At 66.6% G+C, this 18,969-nt stretch carries 19 protein-coding genes and 2 tRNA genes; 6 read left to right on the top strand and 15 right to left on the bottom strand.

Annotated features, from left to right (window positions below; genetic code table 11):
• Nucleotides 1-196: 196 nt before the first annotated feature.
• The 3 genes from AC1PPL_RS02410 to lexA all read right to left on the bottom strand — a co-directional run bounded on the left by AC1PPL_RS02410 (nt 197) and on the right by lexA (nt 2,056).
• Entirely contained in the window at nt 197-697 is a 501-nt protein-coding gene (locus AC1PPL_RS02410; RefSeq protein WP_479972598.1) for a pyridoxamine 5'-phosphate oxidase family protein, read from the bottom strand.
• 121 nt (nt 698-818) lie between these two features.
• A complete protein-coding gene (locus tag AC1PPL_RS02405) occupies nt 819-1,220 on the bottom strand; it encodes a hypothetical protein (RefSeq protein ID WP_479972529.1) in 402 nt (133 codons plus the stop codon).
• A gap of 161 nt (nt 1,221-1,381) precedes the next feature.
• Nucleotides 1,382-2,056 (bottom strand): transcriptional repressor LexA, encoded by a 675-nt coding sequence (gene lexA, locus AC1PPL_RS02400; protein WP_011805517.1) that lies wholly within the window; start codon nt 2,054-2,056, stop codon nt 1,382-1,384.
• An 82-nt stretch (nt 2,057-2,138) separates the two neighbouring features.
• On the opposite strand from lexA, the gene AC1PPL_RS02395 reads away from it, so the two are divergent.
• Nucleotides 2,139-3,110, top strand: a complete 972-nt coding sequence (locus AC1PPL_RS02395) for an asparaginase (protein WP_479972528.1) — start codon at nt 2,139-2,141, stop codon at nt 3,108-3,110.
• An 87-nt stretch (nt 3,111-3,197) separates the two neighbouring features.
• Here AC1PPL_RS02395 and adk read toward each other — a convergent pair whose 3' ends face one another.
• The 6 genes from adk to AC1PPL_RS02365 form a co-directional block, all read right to left on the bottom strand.
• Nucleotides 3,198-3,854 (bottom strand): adenylate kinase, encoded by a 657-nt coding sequence (gene adk, locus AC1PPL_RS02390; protein ID WP_479972527.1) that lies wholly within the window; start codon nt 3,852-3,854, stop codon nt 3,198-3,200.
• A gap of 121 nt (nt 3,855-3,975) precedes the next feature.
• Nucleotides 3,976-4,764, bottom strand: coding sequence for a 3-deoxy-manno-octulosonate cytidylyltransferase (gene kdsB, locus AC1PPL_RS02385; protein ID WP_015913122.1), 789 nt, complete (start codon nt 4,762-4,764; stop codon nt 3,976-3,978).
• Nucleotides 4,761-4,943: a Trm112 family protein gene (locus tag AC1PPL_RS02380; protein WP_011805513.1), complete on the bottom strand. Its 183-nt coding sequence runs from the start codon at nt 4,941-4,943 to the stop codon at nt 4,761-4,763. The genes kdsB and AC1PPL_RS02380 overlap by 4 nt, the downstream gene beginning before the upstream one ends.
• Nucleotides 4,944-4,951: 8 nt before the next feature.
• Nucleotides 4,952-5,968: a tetraacyldisaccharide 4'-kinase gene (gene lpxK, locus AC1PPL_RS02375; RefSeq protein ID WP_479972526.1), complete on the bottom strand. Its 1,017-nt coding sequence runs from the start codon at nt 5,966-5,968 to the stop codon at nt 4,952-4,954.
• A gap of 10 nt (nt 5,969-5,978) precedes the next feature.
• Nucleotides 5,979-6,404, bottom strand: a complete 426-nt coding sequence (locus tag AC1PPL_RS02370; protein WP_011805511.1) for an ExbD/TolR family protein — start codon at nt 6,402-6,404, stop codon at nt 5,979-5,981.
• Nucleotides 6,405-6,435: 31 nt separating this feature from the next.
• On the bottom strand, nt 6,436-7,074 hold the full coding sequence (locus AC1PPL_RS02365) for a MotA/TolQ/ExbB proton channel family protein (protein ID WP_011805510.1): 639 nt from the start codon (nt 7,072-7,074) through the stop codon (nt 6,436-6,438).
• A gap of 376 nt (nt 7,075-7,450) precedes the next feature.
• Between AC1PPL_RS02365 and xseA the strand changes: the two genes are divergently transcribed.
• The 3 genes from xseA (at nt 7,451) to AC1PPL_RS02350 (ending at nt 12,141) form a co-directional block, all read left to right on the top strand.
• A complete protein-coding gene (xseA, locus tag AC1PPL_RS02360; protein ID WP_479972525.1) occupies nt 7,451-8,788 on the top strand; it encodes an exodeoxyribonuclease VII large subunit in 1,338 nt (445 codons plus the stop codon).
• A gap of 147 nt (nt 8,789-8,935) precedes the next feature.
• Nucleotides 8,936-9,517 carry a superoxide dismutase gene (locus AC1PPL_RS02355; protein ID WP_231403412.1) on the top strand — a complete coding sequence of 194 codons (582 nt, stop codon included), beginning with the start codon at nt 8,936-8,938 and terminating at the stop codon, nt 9,515-9,517.
• A gap of 389 nt (nt 9,518-9,906) precedes the next feature.
• Entirely contained in the window at nt 9,907-12,141 is a 2,235-nt protein-coding gene (locus AC1PPL_RS02350; protein ID WP_479972524.1) for an NADP-dependent isocitrate dehydrogenase, read from the top strand.
• A 235-nt stretch (nt 12,142-12,376) separates the two neighbouring features.
• Here the strand turns inward: AC1PPL_RS02350 and AC1PPL_RS02345 are convergent, their stop codons facing one another.
• Nucleotides 12,377-12,883, bottom strand: a complete 507-nt coding sequence (locus tag AC1PPL_RS02345) for a DUF192 domain-containing protein (protein WP_479972597.1) — start codon at nt 12,881-12,883, stop codon at nt 12,377-12,379.
• 95 nt (nt 12,884-12,978) lie between these two features.
• Complete coding sequence (locus AC1PPL_RS02340; protein ID WP_287965328.1) at nt 12,979-13,242, bottom strand: hypothetical protein; 264 nt, start codon at nt 13,240-13,242, stop codon at nt 12,979-12,981.
• Nucleotides 13,243-13,517: 275 nt separating this feature from the next.
• Between AC1PPL_RS02340 and icd the strand changes: the two genes are divergently transcribed.
• On the top strand, nt 13,518-14,777 hold the full coding sequence (gene icd / locus AC1PPL_RS02335; RefSeq protein ID WP_011805504.1) for an NADP-dependent isocitrate dehydrogenase: 1,260 nt from the start codon (nt 13,518-13,520) through the stop codon (nt 14,775-14,777).
• Nucleotides 14,778-14,898: 121 nt separating this feature from the next.
• Here the strand turns inward: icd and AC1PPL_RS02330 are convergent.
• The 3 genes from AC1PPL_RS02330 to AC1PPL_RS02320 form a co-directional block, all read right to left on the bottom strand.
• Nucleotides 14,899-14,974 (bottom strand) — tRNA-Asn (locus AC1PPL_RS02330).
• Nucleotides 14,975-15,026: 52 nt separating this feature from the next.
• Nucleotides 15,027-15,102: transfer RNA gene (locus AC1PPL_RS02325), tRNA-Asn, on the bottom strand.
• Nucleotides 15,103-15,175: 73 nt separating this feature from the next.
• Nucleotides 15,176-15,595: a YbaN family protein gene (locus AC1PPL_RS02320; RefSeq protein ID WP_479972523.1), complete on the bottom strand. Its 420-nt coding sequence runs from the start codon at nt 15,593-15,595 to the stop codon at nt 15,176-15,178.
• A gap of 105 nt (nt 15,596-15,700) precedes the next feature.
• Between AC1PPL_RS02320 and def the strand changes: the two genes are divergently transcribed.
• Nucleotides 15,701-16,240 (top strand): peptide deformylase, encoded by a 540-nt coding sequence (def, locus tag AC1PPL_RS02315; protein ID WP_479972522.1) that lies wholly within the window; start codon nt 15,701-15,703, stop codon nt 16,238-16,240.
• Between the two features lie 58 nt (nt 16,241-16,298).
• Here the strand turns inward: def and AC1PPL_RS02310 are convergent, their stop codons facing one another.
• Nucleotides 16,299-18,953, bottom strand: a complete 2,655-nt coding sequence (locus tag AC1PPL_RS02310) for a [protein-PII] uridylyltransferase (RefSeq protein WP_479972521.1) — start codon at nt 18,951-18,953, stop codon at nt 16,299-16,301.
• Nucleotides 18,954-18,969 lie beyond the last annotated feature (16 nt).

Genomic DNA, 18,969 nt, shown 5'->3' with positions numbered 1-18,969 from the left:
AGGTGTGCCGCCACCGGCCGCCGCGGGGCCGTTCATGCTTTGGCGCGCACGGCGAGCGTCCGCCAACCCGTCACCGAGCTGGCACTGGCCGCGACCGGTGTGGCCTTCTCGGGCACCGGGCTTGCGGCCGCCAGCGCTCGTCTGGGCGGAACGGCGCCTTGCCATGCAACAGCTGGCGGCGCTGATCGCCCCAGCGTCAAGACGTGAGCAGCGCCTTCAGCTCCTCGGCAGATAAATCCCGCGCCGCGCCAAACCCTGCCACGTGGCGGCCCACCGAAGGGATGATCTGCACGAACTGGAAGTCGCCCAGCGCCGTCATGGGCGCTGCCTCAGGGAAGCGCCGCAGGTAGGCGGCGCGCGCGCTGGCGGCTGCCTCGGGCGCAAGCAGTACGGCTTGCCCTTGGATGGCAACGCGCTCCAGCGCATGCACGGGCTGGGCCGCGTCCTCGGGCGCCGTGATCAGGAGAGAAACCGCGGGTGATTGCCGCAGGTTGCGGGTATGGGCGGCGAGGGCGCTGACATGCAATACCAGCACCTGGGCCGTGGAGTCGATGGCATACGGAACGAACGACACCGCTGGCGTTATGGATGGCACCGATTCCGCGCCGGGCAGGGTTTGCAGCGTTGCCAGCGCGGCCGTGCGCCGGCCCCACAGCAGTTGCCGCAGCAAGCGGTCCAGGCGGGACTCGGGGGTCATGGCGTGCTTGGGGGCGGGCAGTTGCAAGTGCCGTGCATTGTAGAAACGGACCTGCGATGAACGCGCTGCGGCCGCGACGCCTTCGAAAAGTGTCAGAAGTGGTCGCAGCAGTGCCCCGCGGTCAGCGCAGGGCCAGGCGCTCCAGTTCCGCGCACACATCGGCCATGCGGCCGGAAATCACGAGCTTGCAGGCGTCGTCGGTGTCATGGCGCAGGATCACGCGCAGGGGGAGCGAACGGGTAGAGATCGCAGGCCGCAGACCTGTGTGCTGTATGGCCGCATCCGCGGCAGGCATGGCAAAGGCGCGGTGGCGGGCCGGGTTTTCTGGCGCCATGCCCGCCACGGCGGGGCTATCGGGAGGGCCGGCGTTGGGCGTCGCTCCCTGGAGTGCATCAACGCGTCCGTGCGTGGTGCAGGCAGAGGGTGCCGCGCCGCGCGACATATGGCGTGCGGCCAGTCCCCATCGGCGCAGGCGGCGCAAGGGGCGGGAAAGGGAGGCAAAGGCAAAGAGGGCAAATCCCATGTGAAGACTCCGGCATGCCAGGGCATGAAGGTGGAACACAGGCAGGATTGCCAAGGACGTCAAGCGCGCATCCGCAGGGTTGGCATGCCGCAGCCACGGGGCATGCCCGGGCTACCGCCTGCCAAACGCCCGCCACCTGCGGCGGCGCTGCATTCAACGGACTACATGAGCATGGTGTTGCGTATCAGGCCCACGGCCAGCCCTTCGATCTCGAAAGGTTCGCCCGGCTCGACGCGGATCACCGGGTAGTCGGGGTTCTCGGGCAGTAGTTCGATGGCGCTGCCTGTGCGGCGCAGGCGCTTGACCGTGACGTCATCGCCCAGGCGCGCCACGATGATTTGCCCGTTGCGCGCCTCGCGCGTTGCCTGTACGGCAAGCAGGTCGCCGTCCATGATGCCCGCGTCGCGCATGGACATGCCGCGCACCTTGAGCAGGTAGTCGGGCTTGTGCGCAAACAGGCTGCCTTCCACCGTATAGGTCTGGTCCACATGCTCCTGGGCGAGAATGGGCGAGCCGGCCGCCACGCGGCCCACCAGCGGCAGCGTGAGCTGGGACAGGCCGGGTATCGGCAAGTTGAACTGGGCGCCGCGCGCCGCATTGATGTTGCGCACGGTTTCGCCGCGCAGGCGGATGCCGCGCGAGGTGCCGCTGACCAGTTCGATCACGCCCTTGCGGGCCAGCGCCTGCAGGTGCTCTTCGGCCGCGTTGGCGGACTTGAAACCCAACTCTGCCGCGATCTCGGCGCGGGTAGGCGGGGCGCCGGTGCGCGCGATGGCGGTCTGGATCAGGTCCAGGATCTGCTGCTGGCGGGCGGTGAGCTTGGGACTGTCGAGCATGGTGCGATCCAATGCGGTCGGTGGTTGAGTGGGTTACTGTTTTTTAATCCAGTATCTGTATTTTTGAACAGTTTTTGGAGGGATGCAAGTGGCAGCTGCAAGAAAAATCGTCGTTATGGGCACCGGCGGCACGATTGCGGGCTCTTCCGCGGTGCAAGGTGCGAACGTGGGCTACACGGCCGGGCAGATCGGCGTGGAGCAATTGCTGGCCGCGGTGCCCGGGCTGGTGCAGGCCGCGGGCGGCGCGCTGGTGGCTGAACAGGTGGTGCAACTGGACAGCAAGGACATGGGCTTTGACGTGTGGGCGCGCCTGGCCGATCGTTGCGCCGCACACCTGGCCGACCCGGCCGTTGCCGGCGTCGTCATCACCCACGGCACGGATACGCTGGAGGAAACCGCCTGGCTGCTGCACAACCTGCTCGATACCACCGCCAAGCCGGTGGTACTGACCTGTGCCATGCGTCCGGCCACGGCGCTCGCGCCGGACGGGCCGCAGAACCTGCTGGATGCCGTCACTCTAGCGGCCGACCCCTCAGCGCGGGGGGTTCTGATGGCGGCCGCTGGCGTGGTGCACGGGGCGCGCGAGGTGAGCAAGGTGCACCCGCTGCGGCTGGACGCGTTCGACTCCGGCGATGCTGGGCCTCAGGGCTGGATGGAAGCGGGGCGCGTGCGCTGGGCCCGCGGCCTTGCGCCGCAGGTGGAACAGCCCGCGCATGGCGCGCTGGTGCCGATCCCGCCAGGTGCCGCCTGGCCACGCGTGGAAATCGTCCTCAGCCACGCCGGCGTGGATGGCGCGTTGGTGGACTGGCTGGTGGAGAAGGGCGTGCACGGCATCGTGGTGGCCGCCACCGGCAATGGCACGCTGCACCATGCGCTGGAGGCCGCGCTCGCGCGTGCCGTGGCGGCCGGGGTGCAGGTGCGCGTGGCTTCGCGCTGCCCGCAGGGGCGGATGATGGACCTGACGGGCACGCCCTGGCGCGATGCGGATGGGCTGAGCCCCGTGAAAGCACGGGTCAGCCTGCTGCTGGAGCTGATGCAGTCCGCTAATTCATAAGCACCGTCATGGGCCGAGGCGCTTGCCTGGACACAAAGCACAACGCCCCGCGTTGCGGGGCGTTGGCGGGCGCCGGCGGCGGGTTCGTCAGCTTGACAGTGCCGTCAGGGCGCGCTGGGTGATTTCCTCCACGCTGCCGGTGCCTTGGATGGCGCGGTACTTGGGCGCATTGACGGGATCCGCCTTGGCCCAACTGGAGTAGTAGTCCACCAGGGGACGCGTCTGGTCGCTGTAGACCTGCAGGCGCTTCTTGACGGTTTCTTCCTTGTCGTCCTCGCGCTGTACCAGGGGCTCGCCCGTCACGTCGTCCTTGCCTTCGACCTTGGGCGGGTTGAACTTCACGTGGTAGGTGCGGCCCGAAGCCGGGTGGGAGCGGCGGCCGCTCATGCGTTCGATGATGGCGTCGAACGGCACGTCGATCTCCAGCACATAGTCGAGCTTCACGCCCGCGGCTTTCATGGCGTCTGCCTGGGGGATGGTGCGTGGGAATCCGTCGAACAGGAAACCCTGGGCGCAGTCGGGCTCGGCGATGCGCTCCTTCACCAGGTTGATGATCAGGTCGTCGCTGACGAGCTGGCCCGCATCCATGACGGCCTTGGCTTGCAGGCCCAGGGGCGTGCCGGCCTTGACGGCGGCGCGCAGCATGTCGCCGGTGGAGATCTGGGGGATGCCGAATTTCTGGCAGATGAACGCGGCCTGCGTACCCTTTCCGGCGCCGGGAGCGCCGAGCAGAATCAGTCTCATGGATGTCCTCTAGTGTTTTGAAATCAGCGGGCACGCTTGCCGTCGGCGCGCCAGCGCGGGACAGGTGCTCTTGTTGCGAACAAGGATAGCACGCGGGCCATGCGCCAAGCTGACGGCCGCGCTAGCCGCCCAGGAGGGTGCGCACGCGCTCCAGGTCGGCTGGCGTGTCCACGCCCGCACCGGGTGCGCTGCCGGTCACGTGCACGGCGATGCGGTGGCCGTGCCAGAGGGCGCGCAGCTGCTCCAGCGCTTCCAGTTGCTCGGTCGGCGCCGCTGGCAGCTGTGGAAACCGGCGCAGAAAGCCTGCCCGGTAGCTGTAGATGCCGATGTGCCGTAGCGGTGCGAAACCCACGGGCACCCCCGTCTGGCCCGGCTGCCACCAGAGGCTGCCCGGCCCGTGGTCGCGTGCGTGGGGGATGGGGGCGCGGCTGAAGTAGTGCGCGAGGCCCTGCGCGTCCAGCACCACCTTCACCACGTTGGGGTTCGCAAAGTCCTCCGCGCTGTCGATGGCGTGCGCGGCGGTGCCCATGCTGGCATCGCCGCGCGCATGCAGCAGTGCGGCCACGGCGTCGATCAGCCGTGGGTCGATGAGGGGCTCATCACCCTGTACGTTCACCACAATGTCTTCGCCCGCCAGGCCCAGCAGCTCGCAGGCCTCGGCCAGGCGATCGCTGCCGCTGGCGTGGTCGGCGCGCGTCAGCAGAGCCTGCACCCCGTGCGCCTGGCAGGCCTGGACGATGCGCGCGTCGTCCGCCGCGACCACGCAGCGCTGGGCGCCGCTCTGGCTGGCCCGGCGGGCCACATGCACCACCATGGGCAGCCCGGCGATATCGGCCAGGGGCTTGTTGGGCAGGCGGGTGGAGGCCAGGCGCGCCGGTATCAGCACCGTGAACGGTGCGGCGCGACTCACTGTTCCAGCTCCTCGTCGCTCAAGGGGCGGGCCTCGTTTTCCAGCAGCACGGGAATGCCGTCGCGCACGGGATAGGCCAGCCGTGCGCTGCGCGAGATGAGTTCTTGGCGTTCGCGGTCGTAGGTCAGCGGGCCCTTGGTGACGGGGCAGACCAGCAGTTCAAGCAGTTTGGGATCCATGGTGTTCCTCAATGGCCGGACGATGATAGCGACGCCAGGCGGGCGTCGAGCGCGTCGAAGAAGGCCGGCGGGATCCGCAGGGCCAGCGGCACGGCCAGCGCGTCCGGGTGCGCGGGCCAGAGCTTGACGGCGTCTTTTTCGGTACAAATCAGCCGTAAGCGCTTATCCGGCGGGCGCTTCCAGCTAGAAAAATCATAGTGATCGGGCAGTGCTTCCTCGCTCTCGGGCTGGAGGCCCCTCGCGTGCAGCATCGCAAAAAAGTCGTGCGGCCGGGCGATCGCCGCGAGTGCGTGCAACGGTTCGCCCTGCAATTGCTCCAGCGGCAGCTGCTGCCCGCTGGCATTCACGGCATGGGCGGCGAGTTCACGTGACAGTGCGAATTGCGGCGCGACCCCATCGGGCGGGGAGCCGGCGTGGAGCACCAGGTCCACCGCGCGCGGCCAGGGCTCGCGCAGCGGGCCGGCGGGCAGTAGCCAGCCGTTGCCGGCGCCTTCGTCGTTGAAGACGCAGACTTCCAGGTCGCGCGCCAGGGCCAGGTGCTGCAGGCCGTCGTCGCAAACCAGGATGTTGGTGGCGGGGTGGGCGGCCAGCAGCGCGCGCCCGGCCTGGGCACGCCTGCGCGCCACGAAGACCGGGGCGCCGCTGGCGCGGGCGATGAGCAGCGGCTCGTCGCCCACCTCGGCTGCGCTGCTGGCGGGCAGCACTTCGCGGCAGTCTGCGGTGGCGCGGCCGTATCCCCGCGAGATGACACCCGGCCGCCAACCGCGGGCCTGCAGGTGGCGCACCACGGCCAGGGTCACGGGCGTTTTGCCGGCGCCGCCGGCGATCACGTTGCCGACCACGATGACGGGCACGGGCAGCCGCTCGCTGCGCAGCAGACCCGTGCGATAGAGCCCGCGGCGCAGCGCCGTGAGCACGCCGTACAGCAGCGACAGCGGCCACAGCGCCAGGGCCAGCGCGCCACGGTGCCGCCAGGCGCCGCGCAGCCGCTCGGCCAGGGGGGACGGGCGGCCGGGCGCGGCCATCGGCGCAGGCTTACTTGCCGGCCGTGGCCGACGACTGGGTGGCAAAGGTGATCTGCGACAGACCCACGCGGCGCGCGGCCTCCATCACCGTGACCACGGACTGGTGGGGGGCCGATGCGTCGGCGCTGATGATGACCACGCTGTTCGGCCCCGCAGTGGCGGCATCGGCCAGCGCCCGCGCCACCTGGTCGACCTGCCGGCCCTCCAGCGTGGTCTTGTTGATGGCATAGCGTCCGTCGGCGGCCACGGCCACGATGACTTCCTTGGGGTGGTCGCGCAACTGCTGAGCGTCCGCTACGGGCAGGGTGAGCTGCAGCTCGGTGAACTTGCTGTAGGTGGTGGTCAGCATCAGGAAGATGAGGATCACCAACAGCACGTCGATGAAGGGGATCAGGTTGATCTCCGGCTCTTCCTTTTGGCGGGGGCGAAAGTTCATGGCGAAACGTGCCTCTGTGCGCTGGCGCCGCTCACTTGCGCAGGCGGTTGATGTGCCGCACGAATTGTTCGGACGCCAGTTCCAGCGTCAGCAGGTAGGCGTCCACGCGGCTGCGGAAGTAGCGCCAGAAGATCAGCGCCGGGATGGCCACGATCAGGCCGAAGGCGGTGTTGTACAGCGCAATGGAGATGCCATGCGCCAGTTGCGCGGGGTTGCCGCCGCCCGTCGCGCCCACGGCGCCCGTGCCGGCCTGGGAGCCGAAGATCTCGATCATGCCGATCACCGTGCCCAGCAGACCCAGCAGGGGTGCGGCCGAGGCGATGGTGGCCAGGGCGTTGAGGTACTTCTCCAGCCGGTGGGCGACGGCGCGGCCCGCGCCCTCCATGGCGGCGCGCACGTCGGCCTCGGTGCTCTGCGGGTTGCTGTTGAGCGTGCGCAGGCCGCTGGCCAGCACTTCGCCCAGGGCCGAGTTCTGCGCCAGCTGGTTCACCACGTCGGGCGAGGGAATGGACTTGGAGGAGACCGAGATGGCCTCGTCCAGCAGCTTCGGGGGGGCCACACGGGCGGTTTTCAGTGCGACGAAGCGCTCAAAAACCAGCGCCAGCGCCAGGATGGAACAGGCAATCAGGGGCCAGATCGGCCAGCCCGCGGCTTGTATGATCGACAGCAATTCTCACTCCGCTCACGTAAAAAGCAGCGGGGATTATGGCGCACCTTCCAACCCGGCCTTTGGGCGCATCGTCTGCTTTACGCCACCCCTGTTCGGAGCACAGGGCCGGGGCACGTAGAGTCGCCGGGGAGACTCACATTTTCTGTGGATAACTTTGTGGGAAACCACGTGCATACCCGTCGCGAAGCGGCGCCGTTACGTGGTTTGCTTAGTTTGATGAAAAACTGCGCATCAAAAAAACCTTTGAAATCAATGGGTTGCACGTACTCTTGTGGTATGGGGCCGGGTTGGCGCATGGCCTTCCGCCGTGGCGCCGGATGCCCGGATCTGTGGACTAGTGCACCGGCCCGGTGCGCGTACAAGCGTGGAGCGGCCTGTGTTTGAGCGTGCAGATACAGGCGTGGCGCCGCGAATCTGGGAGGTTGGCGCGTTATGCCGCGCCATTGCTGATGCGCTGGAGGCGCGGTTCAATCCTGTCGCGGTGCGCGGGGAGATCACGGGCTTCTCGCGCGCGTCCAGCGGGCACTGCTACTTCACGCTGAAGGATGGAAATGGTCAGATCCGTTGCGCCATGTTCCGCCGTGCGGCGGGCGTGCTGGATTTCACCCCGCGCGACGGCGAACTAGTCGAAGTGCGCGGCCGGCTGGGCGTGTACGAGGCACGCGGCGACCTGCAGCTCATCGTCGACAGCCTGCAGCGCGCGGGGCAGGGGGCGCTGTTCGAGCAGTTCATGCGCCTCAAGGCGCAACTGGAGGCCGAGGGCCTGTTCGACGCGGCGCGCAAGCGCGCGCTGCCGGCCATGCCGCGCGGCATCGGCGTGGTCACGTCGCCGGGCGCTGCAGCACTGCATGACGTGGTGACGGCACTGCGCCGGCGCGTGCCGCACATTCCCGTGGTGCTGGTGCCGGCCCTGGTGCAGGGGGCGCAGGCGCCGGCATCGATTGCCGAAGCGCTATCAAAAATGTATCTGCTTGCGCAGGAGGGGCGGGCGCTGGGCGGTGATTTGGCTATGAATGCCGGGGCGCCGCCAGCCATCGATGTGATCCTGCTGGTGCGCGGCGGTGGCTCCATCGAAGACCTGTGGGCGTTCAATGACGAGCGGGTGGCCCGCGCCATCGTGCAGAGCCCGGTGCCACTGGTCAGCGGTGTGGGGCATGAGACCGACTTCACCATCGCCGACTTCTGCGCCGACCTGCGTGCGCCCACGCCCACGGCCGCCGCCGAGTTGGTGGCACAGCCGCGTGCCGTGTGGCTGGGGGCACTCGACCTGCTGGCGCAACGGCTGGCCGACGGCGTACAGCGCCAGGTGGACCTGCGGCACCAACGGCTGGACCAGGCGGCCCAGCGGCTGGGCCGGCCCTCGGGTCTCGTGGGCCGGCAGCAATTGCGGCTGAGCGGCCTGGAACAGCGCCTGCGCCACGGATTGCTATTGAAAACGCAGCGGCTTGCACAGGCGGGGCAAGCGCTGCAGGGTCATTTCCCTCGAATCGTGCAGCGCAGCCTGGTGCAGCGCAGAGAGCGCCTGGAGCGCGCGGCGCTGCGTCTGCAACTGCTGGATCCGCGCCTGGTGCTGCAGCGCGGCTATGCCTTGCTGACCGATGCGCAGGGGCAACCCGTGACGCGCCCCGCCCAGGTGCGCCTGGGCGACGCCGTGCATGCCCAGTTGGCCGAGGGTGAACTGGACCTGACGGTATCGCAGCGCCGATTGCTGTGAACACGGCGCGGGTCAATCCCGTACCAGAGGTCAGGAGTCGCCGCCCGCCTACAGCGGCGAGTGCTATTACTTTCCTACAATGCCCGTTGCTTCGCCGCGCCCTGGTGGCCGCGATCTCCCTCATCCCAACCCACGAAGGACTTGACCATGGAACATACCCTGCCTCCGCTGCCTTACGCGATTGATGCCCTGGCCCCGCACTACAGCCAGGAAACGCTGGAATACCACCACGGCAAGCACCACAACGCCTACGTGGTGAACCTGAACAACCTGCAAAAGGGCACCGAGTTCGAGAACATGACGCTGGAGGAGATCGTCAAGAAGTCGTCCGGCGGTATCTACAACAACGCCGCGCAGATCTGGAACCACACCTTCTTCTGGAACTGCATGGCCCCCAACGGCGGTGGCGAGCCCGGCGGCGCGCTGGCCCAGGCGATTCATGCCAAGTGGGGCAGCTACGCCGCGTTCAAGGAAGCGTTCGTGAAGAGCGCCGTGGGCAACTTCGGCTCCGGCTGGACCTGGCTGGTCAAGAAGGCTGACGGTACGGTGGACATCGTGAACACCGGCGCCGCCGGCACGCCGCTGACCACGGCCGACAAGGCGCTGCTGACGGTGGACGTGTGGGAACACGCCTATTACATCGACTACCGCAACCTGCGTCCCAAGTTCGTCGAGACCTTCCTGGACAAGCTGGTGAACTGGAAGTTCGCCGAAGCCAACTTCGCCTGAGCCGAAAGCGCACGCCGCGCCCTGCGGCGTTGAGCGACCCAAAGACAAACGGCCCGCAGAGGAATCTGCGGGCCGTTTTTTTGTCTGGCTTGACGGGCCGGGTGGCGGCCTCACTGGGTACGGCCTCACTGGGTACGGCCTCACTGGGTACGGCCTCACTGGGTACGGCCTCACTGGGTAATTTGGCAGCGGGACGACAGTCTTGTAGAAGACTTGCAAAAAAAAGTGCCAGTTCCTCTGTCAATTTTTTGCAATGCGATATTCGATTGCAAATTACACGATTTCCGCGCAACGACTCGCGCACAATCCGGGCTGTCACATCGGATGACTGCGCGCGAGGCCGCGGATCGGCGGCGCAAGACCTCTGTTTTGTTTACCTGAGAGACGAGATGAGCACCCAGAAACCCACCATCATCTATACCCTGACCGACGAGGCTCCCCGCCTGGCCACGGCCTCCTTCCTGCCCATCGTGCGCAGCTTCGCGTCGGTGGCCGGTATCGAAGTGGCCGAGAGCGACATCTCCGTGGCGGCGCGCGTCCTGGGTGAGTTCCCCGACTTCTTGACGCCCGAGCAGCGCGTACCCAATACGCTGGCTGAACTGGGCAAGAAGACGCTCGAGCCCGACGTCAACATCATCAAGCTGCCCAACATCAGCGCGTCCGTGGCGCAGTTGATCGCCGCCATCAAGGAACTGCAAGGCAAGGGCTACAACCTGCCCGACTACCCCGAGAACCCCACCACCGAAGAGGAAAAGGCCATCAAGGCCCGCTATGGCAAATGCCTGGGCTCGTCCGTGAACCCGGTGCTGCGCGAGGGCAACTCCGACCGCCGCGCGCCTGCCGCGGTGAAGAACTACGCCAAGAAGCACCCGCACTCCATGGGCGAGTGGAAGCAGTGGTCCCAGACGCATGTGTCCCACATGCACGAGGGCGACTTCTACCACGGCGAAAAGTCGATGACCCTGGACAAGGCCCGCGACGTAAAGATGGTGCTGGAGACGAAGTCCGGCAAGACCGTGGTGCTGAAGGAAAAGGTCGCGCTCAAGGACGGCGAGATCATCGATTCCATGTTCATGAGCAAGAAGGCCCTGTGCGCCTTCTACGAGAAGGAACTGGCCGACTGCAAGGAAGCCGGCATCCTGTTCTCGCTGCACGTGAAGGCCACGATGATGAAGGTCTCGCACCCGATCGTGTTCGGTCACTGCGTGAAGATCTACTACAAGGAAGCCTTCGAGAAGCACGGCGCGCTGTTTGACGAGCTGGGCATCAACGTCAACAACGGCATGGCCACGTTGTACGAGAAGATCGAGACGCTGCCGGCTTCCAAGCGTGAAGAGATCATCCGCGACCTGCACGCCTGCCAGGAGCACCGTCCGGCGCTGGCCATGGTGGACTCCGCCAAGGGCATCACCAACTTCCACTCGCCCAACGACATCATCGTGGACGCCTCCATGCCCGCCATGATCCGCCAGGGCGGCAAGATGTGGGGCGCCGACGGCAAGCCTTACGACTGCAAGGCCGTGATGCCCGAGTCGACCTTCGCCCGTATCTACCAGGAGATGATCAACTTCTGCAAGTGGCACGGCAACTTCGACCCCCGCACCATGGGCACCGTGCCCAACGTGGGCCTGATGGCGCAGAAGGCCGAGGAATACGGCTCGCACGACAAGACCTTCGAGATCGCCGAAGACGGCGTGGCCAACATCGTGGACATCGCCACGGGTGAAGTGCTGCTGTCGCAGAACGTGGAAACCGGCGACATCTGGCGTATGTGCCAGGTCAAGGACGCTCCGATCCGCGACTGGGTGAAGCTGGCCGTAACCCGCGCGCGCAACTCCGGCATGCCCGCCGTGTTCTGGCTGGACCCCTATCGCCCGCACGAGAACGAGCTGATCAAGAAGGTCGAGAAGTACCTGAAGGACCACGACACTACCGGCCTGAACATCCAGATCATGAGCCAGGTGCGTGCAATGCGCTTCACGCTGGAGCGCGTGGCGCGTGGCCTGGACACCATCTCGGTGACCGGCAACATCCTGCGCGACTACCTGACCGACCTGTTCCCGATCATGGAACTGGGCACCTCCGCCAAGATGCTGTCCATCGTGCCCCTGATGGCCGGCGGCGGCATGTACGAGACGGGCGCGGGCGGCTCCGCTCCCAAGCACGTGCAGCAGCTGGTCGAAGAGAACTACCTGCGCTGGGACTCGCTGGGGGAATTCCTGGCGCTGGCCGTGTCGCTGGAAGACCTGGGCCTGAAGGAAAACAACCCCCGCGCCAAGCTGCTGGCCAAGACGCTGGACCAGGCCACCGGCAAGCTGCTGGACGAGAACAAGTCGCCCTCGCGCAAGGTGGGCGAGATCGACAACCGCGGCAGCCAGTTCTATCTGTCGCTGTACTGGGCCCAGGCCCTGGCCGCGCAGTCCGAGGACGCCGCGCTGGCCGCCAAGTTCGCTCCGTTGGCCAAGACCCTGGCCGATAACGAGGCCAAGATCGTCGAGGAACTGCGCGTGGTTCAGGGCAAGCCCGCCGACATCGGTGGCTACTACCTGCCCGATCTGTCCAAGCTGGACGCCGTGATGCGCCCCAGCGCCACGTTCAACGCGGCCATCGCAGCGCTCGCCTGACGGAGCACCGGCCGGGCGTCATCCCGGCCGTTGGCACCTGGCCGTCACCGGCCTTCCCGCAAGGGGAGGCCGGTTTCTTTTTGCACGGCCTTTGGGTGGGGTGGACCCTCGCAATCGCGGACAGGGATGCTATGAAAAATGAAGCTCTTCGCGCTTGATACGCAATGGTTTCAAGGTAAATATTTCATGAAATCCTTGCGGGGAAAGCGCTGCCAGCTCCTGAATAAATAGCGCGCTACCGCTGCGCAAACGGTCTTCCGCTGAGCCTGCTGCCCGCCTTCAGCCCGCGCTTGGCGAACCAGCCCTGGTTCATCTCCAGCACGAAGCGCACCGGCCGCTTGGAGCAGTGCGATTCTTCGGACAGCGGCTGCATGTCCACCAGGTTCACGATGGTGCCGTCGTCGGCCACGAAGGCCGCGGTGAGCGGCAGCAGCGTATTGCGCATCCAGAAGCATTGCGTGGCCGGCTGCTCGAAGACGAACAGCATGCCCTCGTGCATGGGCATGTCGCGGCGGTGCATCAGGCCGACTTGGCGCTCCTGCGGCGCGGTGGCGACCTGGGCGTCGATGCGGTGCATGCCGGCCTGTAACTCCACGCGCGGCAGGTTCATTTGCGGAACACCCTGCGCCGCCGCGGCTGCGCACAGGCCTAAGGCCACGCCGTATGGCAGCAGGGGAGACAGAAAGCTGCGCAGCAATCGCGCGATGGGCATGGCAGGTGCGGTGAGCGAAAACATGGGCATGGAAGACATGGGTTGGCAGGGGCAATGCGGAACCCCGAGCCTAGCAGGCAACAAAAAGCCCGCCGAAGCGGGCTGTTCAGCAGTGGCCGTGGCGATCAGGCGGCCGTCTTGCTTCGCTTGGCGGTCTTCTTGGCGACCTTGGCGCTCTTGTGCTTGGCGGGCGCCTTGGCGTGGTGATTGCGCAGCTTGGCGGGTTTGGTGGCGGCGGCCGGAGCCGGTGCGGCGGCCGCAGGGGCGGCCGTGTCGGGGGCGGCCACAACGGCCGGGGTGGCGGGAACTGCGGGCGTGGCAGGGGCCGCTTGCGCGAAGGCCCCCGTTGCGAGCAGACCGCCGGCCAGGATAGCGAGGAGTTTTTTCATATGTGCCAATTCCTTGGAAGGGTCGGTATACCGGTATACGCCAGGCGGCCAGGCCGCATGGCACGGATGCGTGCGTCGGCCGCGGAGCCTGTTGCACGCCCTGTCTCAACGGCTTCCCGGAGCGCGCGTTGACAGCGCCCCTTCGCAGGTCATCATGCCGGGCCGACATGCGCTGCGGGGCGGGCCACCCTGCAGCCTTGCCCTAGAATCTTTGGGCCCCGTTCCTGCGCGAGCAGCCCGCCGCCTTGCGCACGCACCTACAGGAGACCCGCTTCATGACCAGCTACCAGCACATCCAGATTCCGCCCCAGGGCCAGAAGATCACCGTCAACGCCGACATGTCGCTGAACGTGCCCCACCAGCCCATCATCCCGTTCATCGAGGGCGATGGCACGGGCATGGACATCACGCCCGTGATGCTCAAGGTGGTGGATGCGGCTGTGGCAAAGTCTTATGGCGGGCAGCGCAAGATCCACTGGATGGAGGTGTATGCCGGCGAGAAGTCCACCAAGGTCTATGGCCCCGACGTGTGGCTGCCCGAGGAGACGTTGCACGCTGTGCGCGACTACGTGGTTTCCATCAAGGGGCCGCTCACCACGCCCGTGGGCGGCGGCATCCGTTCGCTGAACGTGGCGCTGCGCCAGGAGCTGGACCTGTACGTCTGCCTGCGCCCGGTGCGCTACTTCAAGGGCGTGCCTTCGCCGGTGCGTGAGCCCGAGAAGACCAACATGGTCATCTTCCGCGAGAACTCCGAGGACATCTATGCCGGCATCGAGTTTGAGGCCGAGTCGGACAAGGCCAAGAAGCTCATCAAGTTCTTGCAGGAGGAGTTCGGCGTCAAGAAGATCCGCTTTCCTGAGACGTCGGGCATCGGGGTCAAGCCGGTGTCGCGCGAGGGCACGCAGCGCCTGGTGCGCAAGGCCATCCAGTACGCCATCGACAACGACCGGCCCAGCGTGACCCTGGTGCACAAGGGCAACATCATGAAGTTCACCGAAGGGGGCTTCCGTGACTGGGGCTATGAACTGGCAGCCCAGGAATTTGGCGCGCAGCTGATCGACGGCGGCCCCTGGATGCGCATCAAGAATCCCCGCACCGGCAAGGACATCACCATCAAAGACAGCATTGCCGACGCCTTCCTGCAGCAGATCCTGCTGCGCCCGGCCGAGTACAGCGTGATCGCCACGCTGAACCTGAATGGCGACTACATCTCCGACGCATTGGCGGCGCAGGTGGGCGGCATCGGCATTGCCCCGGGTGCCAACCTGTCCGACAGCGTGGCGATGTTCGAGGCCACCCATGGCACGGCCCCCAAGTACGCGGGAAAGGACTATGTCAACCCGGGCTCCGAGATCCTCTCGGCCGAGATGATGTTGCGCCACATGGGCTGGACCGAGGCGGCCGACCTGATCATCAGTTCCATGGAAAAGGCCATCCAGAGCAAGAAGGTGACCTATGACTTTGCGCGCCTCATGGACGGGGCCACGCAGGTGAGCTGCTCGGGCTTCGGGCAGGTGATGATCGACCACATGTAAGCGCCCCGCCAACCACGGGTGCGTGACTGGGCCCGCCGCTGGTCGGCGGGTTTTTTTGCCCTAGCGCAAGGTCAGCGCCCAGCAAAAAGGCCATCCCAACAGATGCTGGAATGGCCTTGAATGGCTCCTCAACCTGGGCTCGAACCAGGGACCTACGGATTAACAGTCCGGCGCTCTACCGACTGAGCTATTGAGGAATGATCGGTGTTTGTTTTTGGCAGGCCTTGTGCAATTGCAAGGCTTGGAATTTGGCTCCTCGACCTGGGCTCGAACCAGGGACCTGCGGATTAACAGTCCGTCGCTCTACCGACTGAGCTATCGAGGAACAAGACTTAGATTATATACATAAAAAAGTGCCGCCTTGACGTTGTGCTGTGCAAGGGATGCGAAGGGCAATGTCAGCGCTGCGGCTCAGGGCGAAGCCACAGCCACACCAGTACGCAGGCCATGCTGACCACCGCGCTGATGGACGCCCAGCGCGGGATATGCACCACCCACAGCACCAGCGCGCACAGGGCCATCAGGAAGGTGGCGCTCCACTTCGCATGGCGGCTCACGCGCCCGCCGTTGGCCCAGTTGCGCAGCATGGAGCCGAACAGCGGGTGGAACCACAGCCAGCGGTACAGGCGCGGCGAACTGCGCGCGGCCGCCCAGCCCGCCATGAGGATGAACACCGTGCTGGGCAGGCCCGGCACGACGATGCCGATCACCCCCAGCGCCAGGCAGAGTGCGGCAAACACCAGCAAGAGCCAGCGCGCCAGCGCTGGCAGGGGCGCTTGCTCAGGGACGGGCGGCAGTGGCTCGGACGGCGGGGACATGCCTGCCATTGTGCAGGTGTTGCCGGGCGTTATGCTCCAAGGCAGGGACGCCGCCATGCCTTTCGCCATGCCCCGCGCTTGGCGGCTGCAGCCCGCAGACCCACCATGACCATCCGCACCATCCTGAAGATGGGCGACCCGCGACTGTTGCGGGTGGCCCAACCCGTTACCGCATTCGATACGCCCGCGCTGCACCAACTGGTGAACGACATGCGCGAGACGATGCAGGCCGTGAACGGCGCGGGCCTGGCGGCGCCGCAGATCGGGGAGGATTGGCAGGTGGTGATCTTCGGCTCCGGCGAGCGCAACCCGCGCTACCCCGACCGCCCCATCGTGCCGCCCACGGTGCTCATCAATCCCGTGATCACGCCGCTGGGCGCCGACGAGGAGGACGACTGGGAGGGCTGCCTGTCCGTGCCGGGCCTGCGCGGCAAGGTGCCGCGCTTTGCGCGCATCCACTACCGCGGCGTCGATCTGCTGGGCACGCCCATCGACCGTGTGGCGGAAGGTTTCCACGCGCGGGTAGTGCAGCACGAGTGCGACCACCTGATCGGCAAGCTCTACCCAATGCGCGTGCGTGATTTCACGCAGTTCGGTTACACGGAGGTGTTGTTTCCGGAGATTGGTGCGGTAGAAGACGATTAAGCGCTCAATCAGGCTGTAGCGCCCTTGTGGAAAGCGCAAGCAGCTATCGAAATCATAGTCATTGATCGGCCAGCGCCTGCAGTAGCTCGGTCTCGATCTGGATCTGTCGCGCGTTGTTCTGCATCTCCGGGCCCTGCACCAGGAACACGTCCTCCACCCGTTCGCCCAGCGTGCTCACCTTGGCCAACTGCACGCTGAGGCCGTGGCGCGAGAGTACACGCGCCACCAGGTACAGCAGGCCGGCACGGTCGCTGGCGGAAATGCTGATGAGCCAGCGCTGGGCCTTTTCGTCAGGGCGCAGCGTGACGCGCGGCGCGATGGGGAAGCTCTTGACGCGACGCGACACGCGCTTGCGCGTAGGCTCGGGCAGGGGCCGCGGGTCTTCGATGGCGCGCAGCAGGTCGTTCTCGACCATGTGAATGAGTTCGCGGTAGGCGCCTGGCTGGCTGGAGGCAACGACCTGGAAGGTGTCCAGCGCATGGCCGTTGTTGGCGGTGTGCACGCGCGCATCCAGGATGGAAAAGCCCGCACGGTCGAAGTAGCCGCAGATGCGCATGAACAGGTCGCTTTGGTCGGGCGCATACACCAGCACCTGCAGGCCTTCACCCGCCAGCGACTGGCGTGCGCGCACCACCGGCTTGCCGGCGCCCACGTGGCGCGAGAGGTGGCGGGTGTGCCAGGCGATGTCCGCCGCCTCGTGGCGCATGAAATAGCTCACGTCCAGCGTATCCCACAGCTTCTTGTGCGCCTCGTGGGGCTGGGAGGCCAATGCCAGCAGCACCAGCGCTTCGCGTTTGCGCGCCTCGATCTCGGCGGCAGCGTCGGGTGCGCGCCCGCCCAGGGTACGCAGCGTCGCGTGGTACAGGTCTTCCAGCAGCTTGCCCTTCCAGGCGTTCCACACCTTGGGGCTGGTGCCGCGGATGTCGGCCACGGTGAGCAGGTACAGGGCGGTGAGGTAGCGCTCGTTGCCCACGCGGCGCGCGAAGGCGGCGATCACGTCGGGGTCGGACAGATCCTGCTTTTGCGCCACCTGGCTCATGGTGAGGTGTTCGGCCACGAGGAATTCAATGAGCCGCGCGTCCTCGCGCGTGATGCCGTGCGCCGCGTGCTGGCGGCAAAAGCGCCGCACTTCCTGCGCGCCGATCTGTGAATGGTCGCCGCCGCGCCCCTTGCCGATGTCGTGGAACAGCGCAGCGATGTAGAGAATCCACGGTTTGTCCCAGCCTGCGGCGAGCTGCGAGCACGACGGGTATTCATGTGCGTGCTCGGCCATGAAAAAGCGCCGCACGTTGCGCAGCACCATCAGGATGTGCTGGTCCACGGTGTAGACATGGAACAAGTCGTGCTGCATCTGCCCCACGATGCGCCGGAAGGGCCACAGGTAGCGGCCCAGCACGGAGGTCTGGTTCATGAGCCGCATGGCGTGCGTGATTCCTGCGGGCTGCTGCAGGATCTGCATGAACAGTGCGCGGTTCGCGGGGTCGCGCCGGAATTCACTGTCCATCACGCCACGCGCGTTGTAGAGCGCTCGCAGTGTGCGTGCCGACAAATCCTTGAGCCCTACAGTGGTCTCGTAGAGCAGGAAGGTTTCCAGGACGGCGTGGGGTTCTCTTTCGTACAGGTCGTCGCTGGCCACTTCGATCATGCCGGCCTTCTCGAAGAAGCGCGGATTGATCGGACGCAGTTCATGCGTGGAGGGGTTCAGTCGCTCCTCGATGCCCAGCAGCAGGATCTGGCACAGCTGCGACACGGCCTTGGCGGCCCAGTAGTAGCGGCGCATCAGCGTCTCGCTGGCACGCATCGCCAGGCGCTGGCCGTCCGGTGCGGTGGAGCGGTAGCCGAAGGTCTCGGCCACGGCGGTCTGCAGATCGAACACCAGGCGGTCTTCGCGCCGGCCGGCCAGCGCATGCAGGCGTGCGCGGATCAGGAACAGCAGCGCCTCGTTGCGCTCGATCTGCTGCACCTCGAACGGTGTGGCCAGGCCGCTGGCCGCCAGTTCTCGCCAATTGCGCCCCAGGCCCGCGGCGCGCGCCACCCACTGGATGAGCTGCAGGTCGCGCAGGCCGCCGGGCGACTCCTTGCAGTTGGGCTCCAGCGCGTAGGGGGTGTTTTCGTACTTCGTATGGCGCTGGCGCATCTCCAGCGTCTTGGCGACCAGAAAGGCGCGCGGGTCCATCTGCGCGTCGTAGCGCTGGCGGAACGCATCGAACAGCGCGGCGTTGCCGCACAGCAGGCGCGCTTCCAGCAGCGATGTCTGCACCGTCACATCGGCGGCAGCCTCGCTCAGGCATTCGGCCACGCTGCGCACGCTGGACCCAACCTCCAGCCCCGCGTCCCAGCAGCTGCCGATGAAGGTCTCGATCGGTGTGCAGGGCGCCGCACCTGCATGGCCCGCGGCCACGCTCATGCCGTCTGGCAGCAGCAGCAGCACGTCCACGTCGGAATAAGGGAACAGCTGTGCGCGTCCGTAGCCCCCCACGGCGACCAGCGCCATGCCTTCAGGCAACTGCGCGCGGTCCCACAGCCGGCACAGCAGGCCGTCGGTCAGCGACGAGAGGCGATGCAGCAGGCTGCGCACGCCGCGCGTGGACGCTCCGGGCGCGCGCAGGGTCGCCAGCAGGGCGGCCTTGTCCTGGCGGTAGGCGTCGCGCAGCGCATGCAGCTGCGCAAGATCCGGTGCAGTGGCGGGGGGGCAGGGGGGGGTGGAAGGCATGGAGGACGTTTAGCAA

It is taken from the genome of Diaphorobacter sp. B2A2W2 (assembly GCF_056730635.1).
This window is presented reverse-complemented; position numbering and strand designations above follow the sequence as displayed.